The sequence below is a fragment of the Magnetococcus marinus MC-1 genome, from assembly GCF_000014865.1.
Lineage (GTDB): Bacteria > Pseudomonadota > Magnetococcia > Magnetococcales > Magnetococcaceae > Magnetococcus > Magnetococcus marinus.
The window spans coordinates 1,518,577-1,537,466 of sequence record NC_008576.1 but is presented as its reverse complement, the minus strand read 5'-3'; the positions used below and the strand labels follow the sequence as shown (position 1 = coordinate 1,537,466).

Below are 18,890 nucleotides of genomic sequence, written 5' to 3'. Positions count from 1 at the left end.
GGCTCTCCTAAAACGGAATCTCATCCGGCTTGGCGCTGGCCATGTACTCCTGATAGGCAGTGATAACCACCTCCACCATCGTGAGCACTTCCTCTTTGCTGTACTCCGCCAAAGGGCGTTGCATACCAATGCTGGCCACATACTCCCCAAGAGAGGGGAGTGCGGCGGCCATGGCTGCTTTTTCCAACTCAGTGGCATCCACCATGTTGTGAACCTCCAAAATCAGATCCTCCGGCACAGCTCTAACCTTGCGTAACAGCCAGATCAGAACGTGTGAGGAGTGACGTTTTAAATGACGCTGAAAGAGTGACCGCTCCTTACGGTTCAAGGCTGCCAGCCCAACCCGGCGGGTGCGCAAACCAGGCGGCAACTTGATCCACCCCCAATCCGGGTCGTGCCAGGTGCTCTTTCGGCGTGTCCATGCCATGGCCATCACGCCACCTCCGCCAGTGCCTGTCGGTCCGCTTCAAAGATCAAACTGCGAATGGCAGCCTTATTGAAGCGGAAGGTCAGCAGCGCTGATGCGTGGTAACGGGTCAGCCCCATATCCATGCGCATGGCTGGTGGCAGATATTGAAGCTGCTTATCCGTTGGGGGTTGGTTGAGCCAGGATTTGGTTTTATGTGCCGACTCATCGGTTTCGCTCTCATTGAGCCAGTCATCGGCTGCAGCAAGACAGATGGTACGTTCACCTATGGAGAGCAGCTTAGTCGGCTGGCCCTTGGCTCCACCCACAGCGTGCCAGTTGCCATTGAGGAAGAAGATCCCACCCCAGGCGTGGAAGCCGTTGGCCACCATAGCGGCATCATCTCCGAACAGGTCAACCCAGCGGAAACTGGAGCGTTTGAGCAGGTCCACCTCGGACATGATGAAGTCGGTGATGGATTCCGGCCCTTCTCCAGTAACTTCCGATTCCCACACATACCCACAAAGGGAGCACTCCCTGACTGCCAAAGGCACGATAGCCTGACATTCGGGACACTCCTTAGTAGGAGCCGCTCCCTGGATCTCCTTTCCATCCAGGTTGACATCCTGCTCCAGAGATCCATGGAGAATGGATGAAGTGCCGAAATCCAGAACAATACAGTCGGTTTTGACCAGTCCTGGGAACAGGGCGGGATCCACGGTGCGCAGCCCGCGTCCCACCATCTGGATCATGGTGGATTTGTACGAACTTGGCCGAAGCAGAACTACGCAGGATGTGGGTGGATGATCGTAGCCTTCTGTGAGAACCGCCACGTTCACAACCACCATGGCCGAGCCCTTTTCAAATCGAGCCAAGGCAGCTTTGCGCTCTGCGGTGGTAAGCTCTCCGTGGACCATCACAGCTTCCACATCCGCATTGTTGAAAGCATCTGTAACGTTCTGGGCATGATCCACGGTGGAGCAGAATACGATGGTCTTTCGGGTGCCGGCTTTTTCCTTCCAATGCTTGATAACGGCCTCGGTAACCGGGGCCTTGTTCATGATTTGGGACACCTCGGCCATATCAAAGTCGTCTGCTGTCTTCCGTACGCTTTTCAACGCATCCTGAGTGCCTACATCGACAACGAATGTACGGGGTTTGACTAGATTGCCTGCAGTGATCAACTCACCCAGGCGAACTTGGTCCGCGACATTGCTGAAGATGGGGCGTAGCGCCTTTTTATCACCACGATTGGGGGTGGCAGTTAGACCGTAAATGCAGCAATCCGGATTACGATCCAGAGCGGTATCAATGATCCGCCGGTAGCTGTTGGCGGCGGCGTGGTGCGCCTCGTCAATGACCAACAAGCCAAGTTCAGGCATGGTATCCAGGTTCTTCTGCCTGGCAAGAGTGGGCACCATGGCAAAGGTGGCGCGACCGCGCCACGATTTGCCACGGGCATCCACCACGGAGGTAGAGAACCCAGGGTTGACCTTGGTGAACTTCATCACATTCTGGCGGGTCAGCTCATCCCGGTGAGCAAGGACGCAAGCTTTACCACCATCATTTCTGAGCATATTGCCAATAACCGCAGAGAGCATTACCGTCTTGCCTGCACCGGTAGGAGCAACCCCCAGAGTGTTCCCATGTTCGTGGAGAGCGGCCACTGACCGCTCCACGAACTGTTTCTGCCTTGGTCGTAAACGCATGGTTTACCCCCTTACTGTGCCCAACTGGGCGTTTGAGCAGGGGGTGTGGAAGTAGCTTGCTGCTGTGGCTGTTGAGGTGCTTGTTGTTGAGCAGGTTGTTGCCACCCCTGGTTAGCTGGGGGTGCTGCTGGTGCTGGAGTACCACCACCACTGTAGCCCTGATACTCCTTTTGGTCCGGGGTGATGGCAAACTTGATGGTATTCTTATCCGAATCGTCCCTCTGATCCTTTTCCACGTCGATTTTGGCCAAGAACTCAATCCCATCTAAATCTGCCAGTCCATTGATACGCCGAGCCTGTTGGGCTTGAGGGGTGTTGTCCTTATCCTTGAGGCCACGGGAAGAGTTGAGGATCCCGCGTATAAAAGAGCGCCCCATGTTGCCCCATTCCGGACCCTTCTGACTGAATAAGCCGATGTTGCTCCACACCTTCCGTTTAGCGTGTTTGCCCTCGGTGATGACAAACTCACACTGTATGTACACAGCACCGGTATCGGGGTTGCGTTTGGCATAACCTCCGGCCCAGCCACGGTTTGGATCATCATAACCACCGGGTTTGATGGTCATGCGCACCGGCGCAATGGTCCCTTTGGGGATGAGATCGAAGCTTTGCTGAGATTCAGCATCGTTGAAGTCATTCCAATTGCCGTTCATGATGGTCATGCTCCTGTGGTCATTTCTGTGGTGACGGGGGTATCGGCGGCGGGGGCGGCTTCGGTCACTTTCTCAGGGCGGGCGAAGCGCAGCCTTTCCGCTGCCGATTTTACTGGTTGGTGAATCTTCTCCATGAGTCGGCCCAGGTGGGGCTCCTCCACCATGGCCAGGCGACCGCTCCGGTCCTTGGCGGGATAGTTCCAAGGGTTGATAGTCTGGCAAACGAAGGCACGATAGGACGGGCCTTCCTCGGGTTTGATCTCCACCATGCTGATGACCTGGTCAACAATGCCGGGCAACTCCAGGCCGGTTTTAGAACCCTCGATCTGAGCGGTGTAGTAGTGCCGGTTGAAGTCGTCGGTCTTCTCATCGAGGATACCGACGAACCAAACGTTCTTGCCCCGGGTGTGCTGGAGATGGGTGATCCAGGCGATCATCTCCTGACCATGTAGACCGTAAGCGCCCCGCAGATCTGGTTTGCCGGTCTTCTCCGAAAAAGCTTGAGGCTGTCCCTTGCACCATTGGAAGCAGAGCCGTCCAGCCACGGTGATGCTGTCCACAAAGATGCTCTGATACTTGGCCATGACCCCGGGGTCGCCATACTTCTGTAAAACAGCGTCGTAGTGCGCTTGGCTGTAGTGCTGATCATCCCTCAGCGCGGGGTTGGGGCCGCCAATGAACACCGCGATGTCGCGGCACTCGTCCCAGGTGCGTGGGCGGATGGTATCCCCGGGCCACCCCTCCACGGCCAGGTCTCCGGCCTCTAGGTCAAAAAACAGGGTGGAACTTGGATCGACGGACCATAGCAGCGAGGTCTTGCCGATGCCGCTGGGGCCCAGAATTACCCCCTTGATGCCCCGTTGCTCCGCCATGCGCTGGTCGGCGCTAATGATGGGGAGCCCGCTCATGCCGCGATCTCCTGCTCATCCTTCACCGACAGTTTGAAGGTGGGCTTGCCAGCCTTGACGGTGCGTGCCCCTTCAAAAGCGCTGCGAATCTGGGAAGGCCAGGCTTTGAACTTGGATTCCGGTACTTTATAATCAACATCCATGTATTCTTGAGGGTCTTCACCCGCCTTGCGGATCCGGTCAAACAAATCTGAAAGGCGCTTCTGATCCCAGTGAGGGCGTTTGGGTAGGTCGGCAACCACCTGCACGTCGCCATCGCTGAAGCGTACGGTGCCGAAATCCTTCCCGGCTTCCGTGCGCATCAGGGCTGCCTTGTCGGCGTATTTGCGGCTGAGCACGCCGTCCAGAAGTTCCTTGACCAACTTGGCCCTGTTCATGGACTCGGCGGCTTCATACTGCAGTCGGGCAAGGGTGGGCGCATCAAGAGCAGCCACATCACCCATGGCCATCTGCCGCAGGTCTTCTAGGTTGATGACGGATTCTGTATTCATGGTCATTTCTCCTCTTCAGTGATGCCGTAATCTGCGTTGAGCATCGCGTTTTCAACCGTTTGAAGGATGCTGCGCAGGCTGGTCTGGATCGGTTTCAGATCGTTAATGTGGAAAACGGAATGTTTAGCTGTCAGGGCTAATTCCATCTCACCCAACAAGGCCATGAGGGTTGCCTTGGGCAGGACCGGGACATGCTCCAGTTGATGGGCCGGCTTCAGCTCCACGTAGATGTCCTCAGGTCCCTTGCGGTCACTTTCTTGTTTCAGTTGTTCCAGGTCGTTGTGCAGGGTGTCCCGCTCTTTACGGGCCGATTGAAGCTCTTTGGTCAACTCGGCATTTCTGGTTGAGCGGTTCTTCAGGTCGAGCTCCAAGGTGGCCACTTGGGTTTTGAAATCCGCTTGTTTTTCCTGGTGCTTCTGTTTGAGTTGGCGAATTTCATCCTTCCAATTCTTCACGTCCTCGGCGGTTACAAGCTCACCGGAATCGGCAGCCTCAACAGCCATGCCTACGACCTCATCTGGGGTGGAGGGGGCAGCGAGTTGGTAGAGGACCGTGGGGTTGAAATCCGACATAATGTCGGATTTGCCATGGAATCGTTCGGCCACTTGAATGAACCGCAGGGCGGTCCTCTCGGTCATTTCAAACTCCGCCTGGATCCAGGGACCAAAGCTCCCGTGAGGAATCGCTCTCTTTACCCGGGCCAGGTCTTGACCTATGGCAATGATGTCTTCGGCAGTGCGGCGCATCCTGAGACGGATCCGCTCAGCTGCAGGTTTGGCCACCTCGATCATGGGTTTGATCAGGGTGTCGTAATTGAATGGGGTGACGGCGTTCATTATTCGGCCTCCTCAGCCAGTCCATGGATCTTGGGGAAGGGTTCTTCGGTCGGGTCCCAATGAATGCGACCGCGTCTACGGTTCTGGGAGAAGAGATTCCATGCCTTGATGGTCATGGCGCGGGTCTGGACCGAATTCAGCTTCTTGCTGGTCTGGTTGAGCAAGAGAGCTTCTCGCAGGCGGTAAACTGGATCCTGCTTGGTGATGTTTTCGCCGCTGGCGAGCTTTTCAAAAAAGTGGTCGGCTGCGAGGGATCTGTCCCCATTCATCACGATCTTGGTCTGGCGAAAGAGAAAGTGCAGAGCTGCTCCATTAGTCACGTTGATGAAGCGGCCGCTCTTTTTCGCGATGGGGACGCTATCTCTGACCGATGGGTGCTGGGTAAGCAGATTCTCCAGGGTCTCCTGGTCGGGCGTGAATTTAGGCCCTTCCTTATGGAACTGGTGGGTTTTCCACATGAACAGCAGCCGAAGGGTGGCTCCGAGGGAGACGTAGTTCTTTTCCCCGTTGATGTTCAGGTGGTCGGCGGTGGTGCGCTTGGAGCCCTGGTCGTAGGTGCGCATGACCTCGTTGTCGACGCCGAAAACCACGATGGCGGCGGCAGCCACACCGCTTTTCGCGATGGCATGAAGGCGGTGCTGGCCGTCGAGCAATTCGCCATGCCTGGAGAAGCAGATGGATTCACCATTGAGCCGCCAGTGACCATTCTCCAGAACGGAGACCAGCTCCTGGATATGGCGTCTTTTGAGGCTGCGATTCTTGATGTTTCTCTCGAGCCACTGGTGGGCCAGAGACGGGGTGATGTTCATGACACAGGCCGAGATATCATCGGGCCAGAAATCGATGCCGGGTGCCTGGTCGAGTTGGTCGGATGCGGGATCGACGCACTCCAGTTTGTAGTAAGCGTTGTAGAACGACTGCTCGTCGTTGCTGGTCAGGGTCGTGCTGCGATTCTCGATGCTCATGGTTCTCTTCCTCCTGATGAAGAGTCCTGGGAAAGACCGCACGTCAGGCCCGCCAGGAATCGGGCTTTTCGGGCCATGCACCCTAGACGTGCGGATCGGTGCCCACTTCAGCTGGCCAGTGCCTCGTAGCGTGAAGTGGTGCGTTGCTGAACCGGCTGAAGATGCCGGAGATAATGCTGTTCAATCTGCTGGGCGGCCTGTTCGTGGTTCATGCCCAGAAGGTCACAGATGAAAATGAAGCTGCCTGGGCCTGTAGCTTTGCTACGGAAGTACCGCGTCATGTGGCGTACGTCGGCCCGGAAGAGCGGGCTTTCCCTCAGGCTAGGCTCTTGCTGGACCTTCTTGATCAGGGCCTTGGCGTCTTTCATCGCCTGGTTCAGGACGGCGGCCCAAAGCCCCATCTCAGGGGCAGCATTTTCTCGGTTGCTGTTCGTATTCAGAGTCATTTCCGTTCCTACTCATGCTGTGTTCTTAATGCCCGAATAGTTTGTGATCGTGTGCCGGGTTTGAAAGCCTATAGCGCAACCGTAATGCCAAACATATTTTATCGTTTAAAAACATGCTTTAGAGATCCTTTTCTCTGCTCTGTTACGGGGGGTGAGAAGAGGCGTTACATGGTTTGTCTTTGGATCGATCAAAACGGAACGCAAAATCGGAGAAGTGAAACGCAAAACGGGGAAATGGAACGCAGATTGAGCAGAATGGAACGCAAAACGTGCAAAATGGAACGATATGGCACGCAAGGTGGAACGCTATGGCCCGCAACTGGGAGACCGGTCAGAGCGCCTATCTGTATGAGAACAAATGATAAATCATGGATTTCATAGGGTGTTTGCGTGCCACGGGAATAGGGTTCCAGTTGGTGGCACGCAACGCCATGGGATGGCACGCAAGGATGTCTGTCTTTGCAACCTTATGTTTCATTTTAGTTTATCTGTCCAGCTATGCGTGCCATCGGCTTTGGATCTGAGAGGAACGGCGTGGCACGCAAGGGCGGATTTGAGCGATTTGGCGCGGATGAGAGCCTGAAATCGTCGCCTGAGGGCCGAAAATCAAGACAACTGCGCTGGCCCGGTTTTTGAGATGTAGGAGGGTGTGATCGTGAGCCACTGATTTCCCTTTAATCAGAGGTCACACCCTATGCTCAATTCCAAGCGACGCAGAAAAACTCCTCGTCCCTTGTCGCCAACTCTGATGAGTGCCGAGGATCGGTTGAGGGAGGTCGCCAGTATCCTGGCCACCGGAATTACCCGTTTCAAAGAAAAGAAAAAATCCGAGAAGATTCCACTGGATAACTCGGCAACCATACGCCTTCATGGTCGGAAAACACCATAGGAGACGACCATGAAACACTTTGAATTGATGAAAAAAGTTGCTGTATTGCCGGAGCTCAGCACGCCGAAGTTGAGGGCAATGTGGATCGAGTACCACGACAGCGAACCACCACCGTTCAACAGATCATTCCTGGTCAAACGACTGGCCTACAGGCTTCAGGAACTGGCGTACGGTGGCATGTCACAGGAGACCAAGAAGCGCCTTGAGGCGTTGGATGCCGAGGCCGAGCAAGAGAGGAAGCCGACCAAGGAGCAGGTATTGCCCGGAACACGCCTCATCAGGGAGTGGAAGGGAGAGGATCACGTCTGCACCGTATTGGAGGATGGATTTGAATACGGCGGTCGCCGATTCAAAAGCCTTACGGCAGTGGCCAACTTCATCACCGGATCCCGATGGAATGGCCATGTGTTTTGGGGGCTCCGCAAGCAGAAACGGGGGACGACGCAATGAGCACTCAGAGGAAGATCACGCCAAAAGTGCGTTGCGCCATCTACACCCGCAAAAGCACCGATGAAGGGCTTGAGATGGATTTCAACAGCCTCGACGCCCAACGTGAAGCTTGTGAATCCTTTATCACCAGCCAAAAGGCGGAAGGCTGGCACTTGGTCCCGGATCGCTACGACGATGGTGGATTTTCGGGTGGCAACCTGGAGCGGCCTGGCCTAAAGCGCCTGCTGACAGATATCGAGGCTGGCAAGATCGACATGGTGGTGATTTATAAAATCGACCGACTGACACGGTCACTTCTGGACTTTTCAAAGCTGGTGGAACGCTTCGACAACTATGAAGTGACCTTCACCAGCGTGACCCAGTCCTTCAACACGGCCACCTCCATGGGAAGATTGACCCTCAATATGTTGCTCTCCTTCGCCCAGTTCGAGCGGGAGGTCACGGCGGAGAGGATCCGGGATAAATTCGCTGCCTCCAAGCGCAAAGGATTATGGATGGGTGGCCGTGTCCCGCTGGGGTACCGGGTCAAGGACCGCAAACTTGTCGTGGTTCAAAAGGATGCCAAGACGGTCCAGTTCATTTTTGAGCGGTACCTTGAGATTGGCTCAGTGACCCAGTTAGTTGATGAATTGGCGCATGCGGGGGCGGTAAGCACCTACGGTAACCCCATGGACAAGGGGTACCTCTACCGCCTACTGAAAAATCGCCACTATCTGGGAGAGATCCCCTCTGGGGACAAAAGCTATCCAGGTGAGCATGATGCAATCATCGAGCGGGAAATTTGGGATAAGGCACAGGCACTGCTGGCCTCCAATAAACGAAAACAGCCCCCACGTCGGCGCAGGCAGAGCGTAGCTCTTCTTTCTGGCCTGATCCGCTGTGCCCATTGTGACCGATCCATGAGTCCCAGTCACTCTCGAAAGAAAGGAAAGCTATACCGTTACTACATCTGCCAAACAGCGACAAAAACGGGTTACAAAAACTGCCCGATCTGCGCAGTTCCGGCTGGAGACATTGAAGTCCTGGTTGTCCAGCAGGTCCGACAGATTCTGCACCGACCAGAAATGGTGGTAAAAATCTGGCGGGAAGGGAAAGAGATTGGCTCCGACCTTCAGGAATCAGAGATCATTAAGGCGTTGCAACGCCTGGATCCTGTTTGGGAGGAGCTGTTCCCGGCAGAACAGCAGCGACTGATCAATCTACTGGTCGATCGGGTCGAGCTCGCGCCGGAGGAGCTTAAGGTACGTCTTCGTGCTGAAGGCCTCGACATCCTGGCAAAAGAGCTGAGCCATATTAGCAACAAAAAGGGGAAAGCGGCATGAATGCGGAATTGAGCCATGACGGGAAATTTATCACCATCACCATTCCTGGGGACTTCCGGAAACGTGGGGGCAGGAAACGTATCGAGGCACCGAGTGAAATGAATACCGCTCCTAAGGTGCTTCAGCGTGATGAGACCCTGGCAAAGTTGGTCGCCAAGGCATATCGATGGATGAGGGAACTGGAGGCGGGAAAGGTCGATTCGATACGGATGCTGGCGGAACGGGAAAAATTGGACAACTCCTATGTCACCAAGGTGCTCCGCCTGACCCTTTTGGCACCGGATATCGTGGAGACCATTCTCAACGGGAAGCAGCCTGATGAGATGACGTGGAAGAGCCTTGCCCGGCCTTTCCCGGTTGAGTGGGAAGGCCAGCGGGAACAATGGAAAATGAAGTAACCTCTTGCGGTTAAAGAGGAGTACTGAATAAGGAAACCTGGAAGCAGTTATTTATTGAATCCAATTCATCTGGGTTGTAGTCTGTTCATTCTGATTAGATATAAACATTTGACCGAAAGACAGTTTTTTTGCCACCTACCGTAACCGTTCAGAGACCCCTCGTTCAGTGAGGATGTTCACCGTCTGAGAAGGAATTAACTGCTGGGGCTGGCACCAATTTTGTTTGATCTTGGCAAAGAATATCCTTGACACGATTTTCGTCGAAAACGTGGAATTTCAAAAGGAGAGTGCGATCCGATCTATTTTGCCTATCAAAGCCTTGAGGGGGAATTGTGGCGGGTTTTCAGCTGTGGGCCCACCCCGGAGACGAGCGTATTTTTACACTGGCTCCAATGGGGCGCAGAAGCTCAATAATCTCTTCCTGGAAACTCGTGTTATCATGTTCATGTTGATTCATTCACCGGCGATGATATGGCGCACGAACTATGAAGCTTTCGGATCACGACCTGCTCCAGATTGATGAGGAATATCTCTCCTCGCTATCGTCTGCAGAATTGCTGGCCGTCAGCCGGAAAATGTTGGAGGATCTTAAGGAATCTCGTGAGCGTTTGAACCGGACACCTGATAACAGCTCCCAGCCGCCCAGCAGTCGTCCGGCGTACCTTGGAATTCCAGTTGAGGAGGATGAAGCGCATCTGGATGAGGATGAAGATGACGCTTCGCCGGATAAAAAGAAGGGGGCCGATGATGAGGGTGGAGATGATTCCCCAGGGCCTTCCGGTAATTCTACTCCCCCTGCTCCAGGAAAGGGCAAGCCGGATTCTTCAAGCGAGAAGCCGAAAGGTAGGGCTGGGAAGCCGATCGGCGCCAAAGGCTTCGGCCGTACCCAAACAATTCCGATTCGGAGTACCGTGGTTCATCGAGCGGAAACGTGTGCTGCCTGCGATGCTGCCCTTCCCTTGGATGCTCGATTTATAGCTCGAATCGGCTATGTGACCATCGATCTGATAAGGGGTGGCCCGGATCAGCCTGGATTGAGGATGGAGGGAACCAAGCACCTTTTTGGGGAAATTGCCTGTAGATGCGGCCATATTTCATGTACCGGTCCCGGCACAGGGGATCGACTTGAGATTGCAGGACGCAAAACCGCAACCAGTTTGAGTGAATGGCGTATTGTCGGCCCCATGTTGGCAGCTTTCATTGTTGCGCTCGCAAAACGGATGCGGTTGTCTCGCTCCAAGGTCCAGGAGTTTTTAATCGATTGGTTCGGCCTGGAGTTGAGTGTCGGGACCATCGACAATTGCATACGTGAAGTCGGGCTGGCTGCCAACCCTGTTCAGGATGAACTGATTGCTGAACTTCGTGCTTCTGCTCTGGCTCATGTAGACGAAACGCCTTGGAAGCAAAAAGGTCAAGCTTTGTGGCTTTGGGTTTTCGCGACGGCCAATACAGTCTTGTTTTGTGTGGGACCTCGGACACGGCAAATGGTCATGGATATCCTGACCGAGGAATTCGCGGGCTGGCTGATGAGCGACGGACTCATGAACTACCGGACTTTTTCAAAGCGGCTGCGTTGCTGGGCACATCTGATCCGGAAGGCCAAAGGGTTGTCGGTAAGCCTGGATAAAGAGACCAAGCGATTCGGCTCCAGGGTATTGGAAGTCCTGGAATACATGGTCGAAGAGGTCAAAGACGGATCGGATCCGCCTGCTGCCGCGTCGATTTTGGAAGATTTCCAGGGATACTGCAAAATGTACAGAGATTATCCCCCGTCCGAAAAGGTTCGCAGCCTTGCCGTTGAGCTTCTCAATGACTGGGATGTCATCTGGCTACCCTTGAGATCTCCGGGGTTGCCACTGACAAACAATGATGCTGAACGTGCGCTGCGCCACTGGGTCATCGCGCGTTTGATCAGCCATGGAACTCGTACGGCAGAAGGGAGCCAAGTATTGGGTGTGCTGGCTAGCGTCATCGAAACTTGCCGATTGCGGAACGTGTCCCCCTGGGACTATCTTGCTAAGGTAATTGCTGAACGGAGAAATGGAAACCCCGTACCACCGTTACCGGCTCCAGTAGCCGCTTGATATCGGGGTCTCTGAACGGTTACCACCTACCCCCCTCTAGAACGATCCCATTAATTGCATCCCTTAAACTTAGCATTCGGATTACAGCTCACGATGGAAAATGACCAACAATATCTTTGCACGCTCAAGTTGGTGTTTGGAGAATAACGATGGATATCCTTGAATCAATTCAGATACAAGACCCTGCCTGGATTGCAGTTGCTTTCTTTTTTGGCCTCATATTTAAAAAACTCCATCTTGCTCCAATGCTGGGATTTTTGGCCGCTGGTTTTGCGCTCAATATCCTGGGGGTATCTAACGACTCTTTTCTGAATGAACTTGCAGATCTCGGTGTGACCTTGCTGCTGTTTACCATTGGGCTGAAGTTGCAGTTAAAATCACTTGCCCGCACTGAAATTTGGGGCACTGCAACAGCCCACATGGGCATCATTGTTATTGCAACCACATTGATTTTGCTTCTTCTCAGCCTAACGGCTATTCAAACATTCGCCGATTTGGGTTGGGAAGAGGCTCTCATTGTTGCCTTTGCTCTCTCATTTTCCAGCACTGTATTTGCCATCAAAACCCTAGAAGGGCGCGGGGCGATGAGCGCTCAGTATGCCCATGTTTCCATTGGAATTTTGGTTATTCAAGATATCGCAGCCGTAATTTTTCTAGCTGCATCATCAGGCAAGGTACCATCCATTTGGGCTGTGCTACTGCTGGCACTCATACCTGGCCGTCATCTGCTGGGCTATATTCTTTCTCAATCGGGTCATCGTGAACTACTGGCTCTTTTTGGATTTGTCACTGCTTTGGGAGGAGCAGCGGTCTTTGAACTTGTGGGTATGAAGGGAGATCTTGGCGCTTTGGTTTTTGGCGTGTTGTTGGCAAACCATCCCCAAGCAGGAGAGCTTTCCAAGAATCTCCTTGGATTCAAAGAGATTTTCTTAGTCGGCTTTTTCCTCACTATAGGTCTTTCAGGCTTGCCCACATGGGAAACTGCCATAGCAGCTCTCATACTCCTGCTTATTATGCCTATCAAAGGGGCTCTATTCTACCTACTCCTCACCCGCTTAAAATTACGAGCAAGATCAGCAACACAGAGTAGCGCAATTTTAACCAATTACTCTGAGTTTGGCTTAATCGTCGCTGCCATTGCTCTGAATGTGGGATGGTTGCCCGCTGAGTGGGTGACCATACTTGCCTTAGCACTCTCTTTTTCGTTTCTTATCGCCTCCCCTTTAAACAGCCATGCAGATGACTTATACGAAAAAATCCGTGGATGGTTGGTGCGTTGGGAAAGAGATGAACGTTTACCAGAGGATAGAGAGATCTTTATCACAGGAAATGATCTCTTGATCTTAGGGATGGGGAAGGTGGGGCAGGCTGCTTATGATGAGATGAGTAAACAAGAGCAGAGTAAGATAATGGGCATCGATGTTGACCATAGCGTGGTGATGCGCAATAAAGCTGCTGGACGAAACGTTGTCGTCGGGGACGCATCCCATCCCGAATTCTGGTCACTTTTCACTGATGGCCACCAAGGTGTGAAAACGGTTTTATTATCCATGCCTAATCAGCAATCAAATATAATCGTAGCGGATAATCTACGCAAACACGGCTATCAGGGCTCTTTGGTTGCTATTGCGCTCTACCCTGATCAGGAAGCAAGATTGAAAGAACATGGCATTACCCAAGTCTATAACGTCTACAATGAAGTTGGCTTAGGTGTTGCCACTCATTTGCTTGAAACGAAGCAATAAGGACACGGATAGATCTTTCCTCTGTCACATGTCAGCTTGGCTATATTCCTCGGACTGGCAGCCAATGATTTGAGCCGTTACAAGAAGAATCCCAATTGGAGTAATCATGGTTTTTCGTCAACTGTTTGAACCTCTTTCGAGTACGTATACCTATATTCTTGGCTGTGAAGAAAGTGGCAAGGCGTTGCTGATCGATGGGGTAATGCCCACATGGCAGCGCGACCTTGGCGTCATCAAGCAGTTGGGGCTGAAGTTGACCCACACTCTGGATACCCACATCCATGCTGATCACATCACTTCGGCAAGAACGCTGAAGCAGGAAGTCGGAAGTCGGATTGCTCATCCACGGATTGATGGATTGAATTGCACGGATGACCCGTTGGAGGAAGGGACTGCATTGGCAGTTGGGTCAATAAAATTGCATCCGCTTTTCACGCCAGGACATACAGAAGGTCATCACGCCTATCATGTGAACGACCGTGTTTTTACCGGTGATGCTTTGCTCATAGATGGTTGCGGGCGAACCGATTTTCAAGGAGGAGATGCGGCGCTGCTATATCGCTCTATCCACAAAAAGCTGTTCAGCTTGCCTGATGAAACACTGGTTTACCCAGGGCATGATTACAACGGCCGATGGTGTTCTTGTGTTGGCCAGGAAAAAGCCAGGAACCCACGGCTTGGGAACGGCAAGTCAGAATCTGATTTTATCAAAATCATGAATGAGTTGAACCTTCCCTATCCAAAATTTATTGATTTTGCAGTCCCTGGAAACCAAGCCTGTGGGGTATGCCCCGAATCACTTCCAGAAGAGCTCAAAGCATACTGTCAGCCGATGAAATAGAGATGCTTTACAGACCTCTTTCTGTGTTGTAATTGCTGGCGGGCAACCAGATATTTAGGCGGAACCGTCTTTTATTAGAAATTTCTTCTAAATATTGATTTAATACGGCTTTTACGGGTCCAGAATTTTTGGACCTCGAAGCCCGAGGTCCAGTTTTGACAGAGAACATGGCCAGAGAGAGAACCATTTTGGGAACCGTTCCGAGAATGCGCCCAGAGGAGAGCAATTCCCCCATTACGGCACGCATAGCGCAAACCATTTGATTTATTGAAGAATTCAGACATGAAAAAACCGCCTCAAAGGGCGGTTTTTCACCAGGGCTATTCCCCCCTGGAGGGATGATTGGTGGAGGTGCGGGGAGTCGAACCCCGGTCCGAAATATGTATTAAGCTAGAAGGAATCACGACCATTTTGCCAACCCTACTGCTTTGTGGCGTCTCAGGCTGGCTGACCACATAGCCCCCGTTACCTCGGAGAACTGGGTGTCCCTGGATTTACACCGGCCTACACAGTTCCGGCTTAACCCCGCTAAAAGCTTCTGTTGCCGGGCCCGGGTTCAGACCCCGCTTTGTACAACTACTTTATGCAGCTGCAAAAGCCGGAGCGTAGTGCTCGTCATTGGCAATTGTAAAGTTTGGTCCTGTACGTAGGTACCATTCCGAGTCGCCTTGCTAACCGTTCCACACCCCGTCGAAGCCAGTTCACCCCCACAAAGGCCTGAAAACACGCTATCAGGATATTTTAGAGTATCACCAACACCCTATACTGACAATCAAAAATTTAACGCCCTCCCCCAACCTCCCCCAAAAATTACAAAATAATCACCCTCCCCCTTTTTTTTAACCCCTCAACCCACACGCGCCCTTGCCCACCAACCCAACTTGCGCCAACATGCGCCACTATGGATAAAATTCTCGTTCGCGGTGGCAACACCCTCAAAGGCACCATCCCCATCAGCGGCGCTAAAAACGCCTGCCTGCCAGAGCTGGCGGCTACCCTGCTGACAGAGGATACCGTTACCCTGCGTAATGTCCCCCATCTGCGCGATGTCACCACCATGCTCGAACTACTCGGGCAACATGGTGCCGCCATCACCATTGATGAAAAACTTGGGGTTTCCATCGACTGCAAATCCATCCAAAACACCATGGCCCCATATGACTTGGTGCGTACCATGCGCGCCTCCGTCCTGGTCATGGGTCCCTTGGTCGCCCGCTGCGGTCATGCCGAAATCTCCCTGCCCGGCGGCTGCGCCATCGGCTCGCGCCCCATCAATCTACACCTACGCGGCCTCGAAATGATGGGTGCCCATGTCACCCTCGAAGATGGCTATGTGCGCATTAAAGCAGGCCGCCTAAAAGGGGCACACATCGTTTTTGATCTGGTCACCGTCACCGGCACCGAAAACCTGCTCATGGCCGCGACCCTGGCCGATGGCATCACCATTCTCGACAACGCCGCCGCCGAACCCGAAGTGGTGGACCTGGCCAACCTGCTCATGGCGATGGGGGCCAAAATAGACGGTGCCGGTACCCGTACCATCACCATCGAAGGGGTCAAAAACCTACACGGAACGTCCCACGATATCCTGCCCGACCGTATCGAAACCGGCACCTTTATGGTCGCCGCAGCGGTCACCGGTGGCGACATCACCATGACCGGCACCTACCCCGCCCTGCTGGAAGCCCATATCGCCAAAATGCGCGAAGCTGGCTGCCAAATTGACGAGATGGATCGAGCCATCCGCGTTCGTGCCGAAGCCGGAACCCTGCGTGCGGTGGATATTACCACCCTGCCCCATCCCGGTTTTCCCACCGATCTGCAAGCGCAAATGATGGTGCTGCTCACCGTTGCTAAAGGGGCCGCACAGATCAAAGAGACCATCTTTGAAAATCGCTTTATGCATGTCTCCGAACTGCAACGCATGGGGGCCGATATCACGGTTCAAGGCAATACCGCCATCGTGCGTGGCGTGCCCCAACTGCGGGGTGCTCCGGTTATGGCAACCGATCTTCGGGCCTCTGCATCGCTGGTTTTGGCGGGCCTCTGTGCCGAGGGCGAAACCCTTATCTCACGGGTCTACCATATTGATCGTGGTTATGAACGCATCGAAGAAAAGCTTAAAGCTTTGGGGGCAGATATTCAGCGCCTGGGTCGGTAACGTTTGCACATAAAAATCGTTCAAACCCCCAAAAGCTAAAGCCCGGATCCAACGATCCGGGCTTCCTCGCCCCACGGCACTACCGCACCCCCAAGCCTGCCATTTTGCACCCTTTAATCATCCTGTTTACAGCGGCTACGCCCCTGCTTTGATGGGGATTACCCATTTTTCTTTTGTGTATCCCCCCGCCCCTCCGTACAATATAAGCCAATCTACGTTCCAACTGTTTGCGACAAAAAGGCTTGCCCCCCATGACTGAGCTCTCCATCACCACCCTGCACACCAGCGATGCCGACTTTGAGCGCCGTTTCATGGATTTGATTACATGGAATGCAGGCGACATGGCCGACATTGAACGCCGCGTCGCCCAGATTATCGCCGATGTGCGCCAGCATGGAGATCGCGCTGTTATTGATTATACCCAGCGTTTTGACCGCATCACCCTCACCCCTGAAGGCATGGCCTTCTCTGAAGCTGAGTTAGAGGATGCCTTAGCCACGGTGCCCCATGACGTTTATCAAGCGTTGGAGTTGGCGGCTCAGCGGATTTACCAATTCCATAGCTGGCAGCTCCCCCAAATGGGTATCCAAGAGTTCATGGATGCCTCGGGCACCCTGCTGGGGCAGCGGGTACAGGCGGTTAAAAAGGCGGGGCTCTATGTGCCAGGTGGTTTGGCCAGCTACCCCTCCTCGGTTTTAATGAATGCCATACCTGCCAAGGTGGCGGGCGTCGAAACGTTAATTATGGTGGTCCCCACCCCGGACAACCAAGTAAACCCGGCGATCTTGGCTGCGGCCCGCTTGGCGGGTGTGGATAAAATCTTTCGCATTGGTGGTGCCCAAGCCGTAGCTGCCATGGCCTATGGCACCCAGCAGGTACCCGCCGTGGATATGATTGTAGGGCCTGGGAACATCTACGTTGCCACCGCCAAGCGACAGGTATATGGACAGGTGGGCATTGATATGATCGCCGGTCCTTCTGAAATTTTGGTCATTGCGGATAACCAAAACGACCCCAAATGGATCGCGGCAGACCTGCTCTCGCAAGCCGAACATGATCGCGATGCCCAGTCGATTTTGGTCACGGATGACGCCACTTTTGCTGAGCAGGTGCGGCTGGCCATTGCAGAGCAGCTTAGCCATCTTTCTCGCAGCCAAATCGCCCGTCAATCCATCATGGAACGCGGTGGAATTATTGTGGTCAAAGATCTTGATGAGGGTGCCAAAATCGCCTCTCGCGTGGCACCAGAGCACCTGGAGCTGGCGGTGGCAGATCCCCGTACTTTGATGCACAAAATTGATCATGCGGGGGCAATTTTTATGGGGCGGCACACCCCAGAGCCTATTGGGGATTATGTAGCAGGTCCCAACCATGTGCTGCCCACCAATGGTACGGCCCGTTTTTCGAGCCCCTTGGGGGTGCATAATTTTATCAAGCGCAGCAGCCTCATTGGCTGTACGGCAAGGTCGTTCGCCAGCATCGGTCCGGCCGCCTCGGCGCTGGCGGGTTCCGAGGGCTTAACCGCCCATAAGTTGAGCGTTGATCTACGCCTAGCAAAAGAGTAGCCCGTCACCAAAAAGAGGGGAAGGCTCTGTGATCAGAGCGGTTGGCCTCTCGCCTTTTTGGCTGGCGCGCTGGGGGATCTTCCCCGTACCACCCGGCTTCAACCAAAAGGAGTGGCCATGTACCCCACAAGCCCCATTGAGGCGATTCTACCCGAGGGCCAGCATGTCATTTGTCGTTGTGGCCGTAGCAAGCTGCAACCCCATTGTGATGGCAGTCATAAAGGCAGCGGCATGATGCCGGTCGTCATTGAGTTAAGCCAAGAGCACCAAGTCTCCGTATGCCGATGCGGTAAAAGCAGAAGTTTCCCCTATTGCGACAGCACCCACAAAGATCTGCTTTAGCGCCTAAAGCCACAGCTCAGCGGTGCTCTCCCCGATTCGGTTGACCCTTAAGTTAAGCCCCCCTCAAAAAGAAGGGGGGGGCCGCCCACACCTAGGCTGAGCAGCCCCCACACCACGGGCCTTTTCCTAATAACACCCATTTGTTTAGCGGAATTTACGAGTCAATCTGACCACTGGGCAACCCTTTACGAAGGGCAAGCAGTTGGGTTCCTTGCCACCCCATACGCTGATAAAAGCCCAAGGCTGCTACGTTGTTGCGATCTGCCAAAAGTTGCAAACGTACCATAGCCCGCGCTTGAGCCTCTTGTTCCAAGGCCATGAGTAAACGGGCACCGATGCCCTTCCCCTGATGGCCCGAGGCCACCACCACATCCTCTACCAAACCAACCAAACCACCCTCAGCAGTGGAGTAGAGACTTTGTAAGCTGCACATCCCGACTACTTGCCCCTGCTGCTCGGCAACCCATAGCGAGGCACCGGGACTCTCCAATAGCAGGGCCAACCCCTGTCGCTGCCGTGCGGGCTCAGCTTGAAAATCTGCCTCAATCGCGAACAGAACCTGTAGCAGTGCCACCATTGCCGGTAAATCCTCAGGGGTGGCTAAACGAATGACAAGGGACATGCCATCATCCTTTCCATGTTCGTGAAGGTGCAGAGATCGTACGGGCTGTTTCGCCGC

18 protein-coding genes and 1 other RNA gene are annotated in these 18,890 nt (G+C 53.8%); 9 read left to right on the top strand and 10 right to left on the bottom strand.

Annotation, left to right across the window (positions count from 1 at the left end):
* Positions 1–7: 7 nt before the first annotated feature.
* The 8 genes from MMC1_RS06300 to MMC1_RS06265 all read right to left on the bottom strand — a co-directional run bounded on the left by MMC1_RS06300 (position 8) and on the right by MMC1_RS06265 (position 6,414).
* A complete protein-coding gene (locus MMC1_RS06300; protein ID WP_011712902.1) occupies positions 8–433 on the bottom strand; it encodes a DUF6511 domain-containing protein in 426 nt (141 codons plus the stop codon).
* On the bottom strand, positions 433–2,115 hold the full coding sequence (locus MMC1_RS06295) for a DEAD/DEAH box helicase (protein ID WP_011712901.1): 1,683 nt from the start codon (positions 2,113–2,115) through the stop codon (positions 433–435). Before MMC1_RS06295 ends, MMC1_RS06300 begins: the two co-directional genes overlap by 1 nt.
* A gap of 11 nt (positions 2,116–2,126) precedes the next feature.
* Positions 2,127–2,768, bottom strand: coding sequence for a hypothetical protein (locus MMC1_RS06290; RefSeq protein ID WP_011712900.1), 642 nt, complete (start codon positions 2,766–2,768; stop codon positions 2,127–2,129).
* Positions 2,769–2,773: 5 nt separating this feature from the next.
* On the bottom strand, positions 2,774–3,676 hold the full coding sequence (locus MMC1_RS06285) for an ATP-binding protein (protein WP_011712899.1): 903 nt from the start codon (positions 3,674–3,676) through the stop codon (positions 2,774–2,776).
* Complete coding sequence (locus MMC1_RS06280) at positions 3,673–4,167, bottom strand: hypothetical protein (RefSeq protein WP_011712898.1); 495 nt, start codon at positions 4,165–4,167, stop codon at positions 3,673–3,675. Before MMC1_RS06280 ends, MMC1_RS06285 begins: the two co-directional genes overlap by 4 nt.
* 2 nt (positions 4,168–4,169) lie before the next feature.
* On the bottom strand, positions 4,170–5,003 hold the full coding sequence (locus MMC1_RS06275; protein WP_011712897.1) for a DUF3102 domain-containing protein: 834 nt from the start codon (positions 5,001–5,003) through the stop codon (positions 4,170–4,172).
* Entirely contained in the window at positions 5,003–5,968 is a 966-nt protein-coding gene (locus MMC1_RS06270) for a hypothetical protein (protein WP_011712896.1), read from the bottom strand. Before MMC1_RS06270 ends, MMC1_RS06275 begins: the two co-directional genes overlap by 1 nt.
* Before the next feature lie 107 nt (positions 5,969–6,075).
* Positions 6,076–6,414 (bottom strand): hypothetical protein, encoded by a 339-nt coding sequence (locus MMC1_RS06265; RefSeq protein ID WP_011712895.1) that lies wholly within the window; start codon positions 6,412–6,414, stop codon positions 6,076–6,078.
* A gap of 898 nt (positions 6,415–7,312) precedes the next feature.
* On the opposite strand from MMC1_RS06265, the gene MMC1_RS06260 reads away from it, so the two are divergent.
* From MMC1_RS06260 to MMC1_RS06235, 6 genes are all read left to right on the top strand, one after another.
* Positions 7,313–7,753 (top strand): DUF2924 domain-containing protein, encoded by a 441-nt coding sequence (locus tag MMC1_RS06260; RefSeq protein WP_011712894.1) that lies wholly within the window; start codon positions 7,313–7,315, stop codon positions 7,751–7,753.
* Complete coding sequence (locus MMC1_RS06255) at positions 7,750–9,075, top strand: recombinase family protein (protein ID WP_011712893.1); 1,326 nt, start codon at positions 7,750–7,752, stop codon at positions 9,073–9,075. Before MMC1_RS06260 ends, MMC1_RS06255 begins: the two co-directional genes overlap by 4 nt.
* Positions 9,072–9,473, top strand: coding sequence for a hypothetical protein (locus tag MMC1_RS06250; protein ID WP_011712892.1), 402 nt, complete (start codon positions 9,072–9,074; stop codon positions 9,471–9,473). The genes MMC1_RS06255 and MMC1_RS06250 overlap by 4 nt, the downstream gene beginning before the upstream one ends.
* 485 nt (positions 9,474–9,958) lie before the next feature.
* Positions 9,959–11,557: an IS66-like element ISMasp5 family transposase gene (locus tag MMC1_RS06245; protein ID WP_041640896.1), complete on the top strand. Its 1,599-nt coding sequence runs from the start codon at positions 9,959–9,961 to the stop codon at positions 11,555–11,557.
* Positions 11,558–11,706: 149 nt separating this feature from the next.
* The gene (locus tag MMC1_RS06240) at positions 11,707–13,302 is read left to right on the top strand and encodes a cation:proton antiporter family protein (RefSeq protein ID WP_011712889.1); all 1,596 of its coding nucleotides are present in this window, start codon (positions 11,707–11,709) and stop codon (positions 13,300–13,302) included.
* 106 nt (positions 13,303–13,408) lie between these two features.
* Complete coding sequence (locus MMC1_RS06235; protein WP_011712888.1) at positions 13,409–14,143, top strand: MBL fold metallo-hydrolase; 735 nt, start codon at positions 13,409–13,411, stop codon at positions 14,141–14,143.
* A gap of 343 nt (positions 14,144–14,486) precedes the next feature.
* Here MMC1_RS06235 and ssrA read toward each other — a convergent pair.
* Positions 14,487–14,852: a transfer-messenger RNA gene (gene ssrA, locus MMC1_RS21100) on the bottom strand.
* 192 nt (positions 14,853–15,044) lie between these two features.
* Between ssrA and murA the strand changes: the two genes are divergently transcribed.
* From murA to MMC1_RS06220, 3 genes are all read left to right on the top strand, one after another.
* Positions 15,045–16,304 (top strand): UDP-N-acetylglucosamine 1-carboxyvinyltransferase, encoded by a 1,260-nt coding sequence (gene murA / locus MMC1_RS06230; protein WP_011712887.1) that lies wholly within the window; start codon positions 15,045–15,047, stop codon positions 16,302–16,304.
* 251 nt (positions 16,305–16,555) lie between these two features.
* Positions 16,556–17,869, top strand: a complete 1,314-nt coding sequence (hisD, locus tag MMC1_RS06225; RefSeq protein ID WP_011712886.1) for a histidinol dehydrogenase — start codon at positions 16,556–16,558, stop codon at positions 17,867–17,869.
* 117 nt (positions 17,870–17,986) lie between these two features.
* Positions 17,987–18,211, top strand: a complete 225-nt coding sequence (locus MMC1_RS06220; protein ID WP_041640894.1) for a CDGSH iron-sulfur domain-containing protein — start codon at positions 17,987–17,989, stop codon at positions 18,209–18,211.
* Between the two features lie 154 nt (positions 18,212–18,365).
* On the opposite strand, the gene MMC1_RS06215 is transcribed toward MMC1_RS06220, so the two are convergent.
* Complete coding sequence (locus tag MMC1_RS06215) at positions 18,366–18,833, bottom strand: GNAT family N-acetyltransferase (protein ID WP_011712884.1); 468 nt, start codon at positions 18,831–18,833, stop codon at positions 18,366–18,368.
* Between the last annotated feature and the right edge of the window lie 57 nt (positions 18,834–18,890).

Bases quoted from the DNA above. Each gene is read 5' to 3' on its own strand.
- MMC1_RS06285 (WP_011712899.1), bottom strand. From the start codon at position 3,676: ATGAGCGGGCTCCCCATCATTAGCGCCGACCAGCGCATGGCGGAGCAA.
- MMC1_RS06220 (WP_041640894.1), top strand. From the start codon at position 17,987: ATGTACCCCACAAGCCCCATTGAGGCGATTCTACCCGAGGGCCAGCAT.
- MMC1_RS06260 (WP_011712894.1), top strand. From the start codon at position 7,313: ATGAAACACTTTGAATTGATGAAAAAAGTTGCTGTATTGCCGGAGCTC.
- MMC1_RS06215 (WP_011712884.1), bottom strand. From the start codon at position 18,833: ATGTCCCTTGTCATTCGTTTAGCCACCCCTGAGGATTTACCGGCAATG.
- MMC1_RS06300 (WP_011712902.1), bottom strand. From the start codon at position 433: ATGGCCATGGCATGGACACGCCGAAAGAGCACCTGGCACGACCCGGAT.
- MMC1_RS06240 (WP_011712889.1), top strand. From the start codon at position 11,707: ATGGATATCCTTGAATCAATTCAGATACAAGACCCTGCCTGGATTGCA.
- MMC1_RS06245 (WP_041640896.1), top strand. From the start codon at position 9,959: ATGAAGCTTTCGGATCACGACCTGCTCCAGATTGATGAGGAATATCTC.
- MMC1_RS06295 (WP_011712901.1), bottom strand. From the start codon at position 2,115: ATGCGTTTACGACCAAGGCAGAAACAGTTCGTGGAGCGGTCAGTGGCC.
- hisD (WP_011712886.1), top strand. From the start codon at position 16,556: ATGACTGAGCTCTCCATCACCACCCTGCACACCAGCGATGCCGACTTT.
- MMC1_RS06235 (WP_011712888.1), top strand. From the start codon at position 13,409: ATGGTTTTTCGTCAACTGTTTGAACCTCTTTCGAGTACGTATACCTAT.
- murA (WP_011712887.1), top strand. From the start codon at position 15,045: ATGGATAAAATTCTCGTTCGCGGTGGCAACACCCTCAAAGGCACCATC.
- MMC1_RS06255 (WP_011712893.1), top strand. From the start codon at position 7,750: ATGAGCACTCAGAGGAAGATCACGCCAAAAGTGCGTTGCGCCATCTAC.
- MMC1_RS06280 (WP_011712898.1), bottom strand. From the start codon at position 4,167: ATGAATACAGAATCCGTCATCAACCTAGAAGACCTGCGGCAGATGGCC.
- MMC1_RS06265 (WP_011712895.1), bottom strand. From the start codon at position 6,414: ATGACTCTGAATACGAACAGCAACCGAGAAAATGCTGCCCCTGAGATG.
- MMC1_RS06290 (WP_011712900.1), bottom strand. From the start codon at position 2,768: ATGAACGGCAATTGGAATGACTTCAACGATGCTGAATCTCAGCAAAGC.
- MMC1_RS06250 (WP_011712892.1), top strand. From the start codon at position 9,072: ATGAATGCGGAATTGAGCCATGACGGGAAATTTATCACCATCACCATT.
- MMC1_RS06275 (WP_011712897.1), bottom strand. From the start codon at position 5,003: ATGAACGCCGTCACCCCATTCAATTACGACACCCTGATCAAACCCATG.
- MMC1_RS06270 (WP_011712896.1), bottom strand. From the start codon at position 5,968: ATGAGCATCGAGAATCGCAGCACGACCCTGACCAGCAACGACGAGCAG.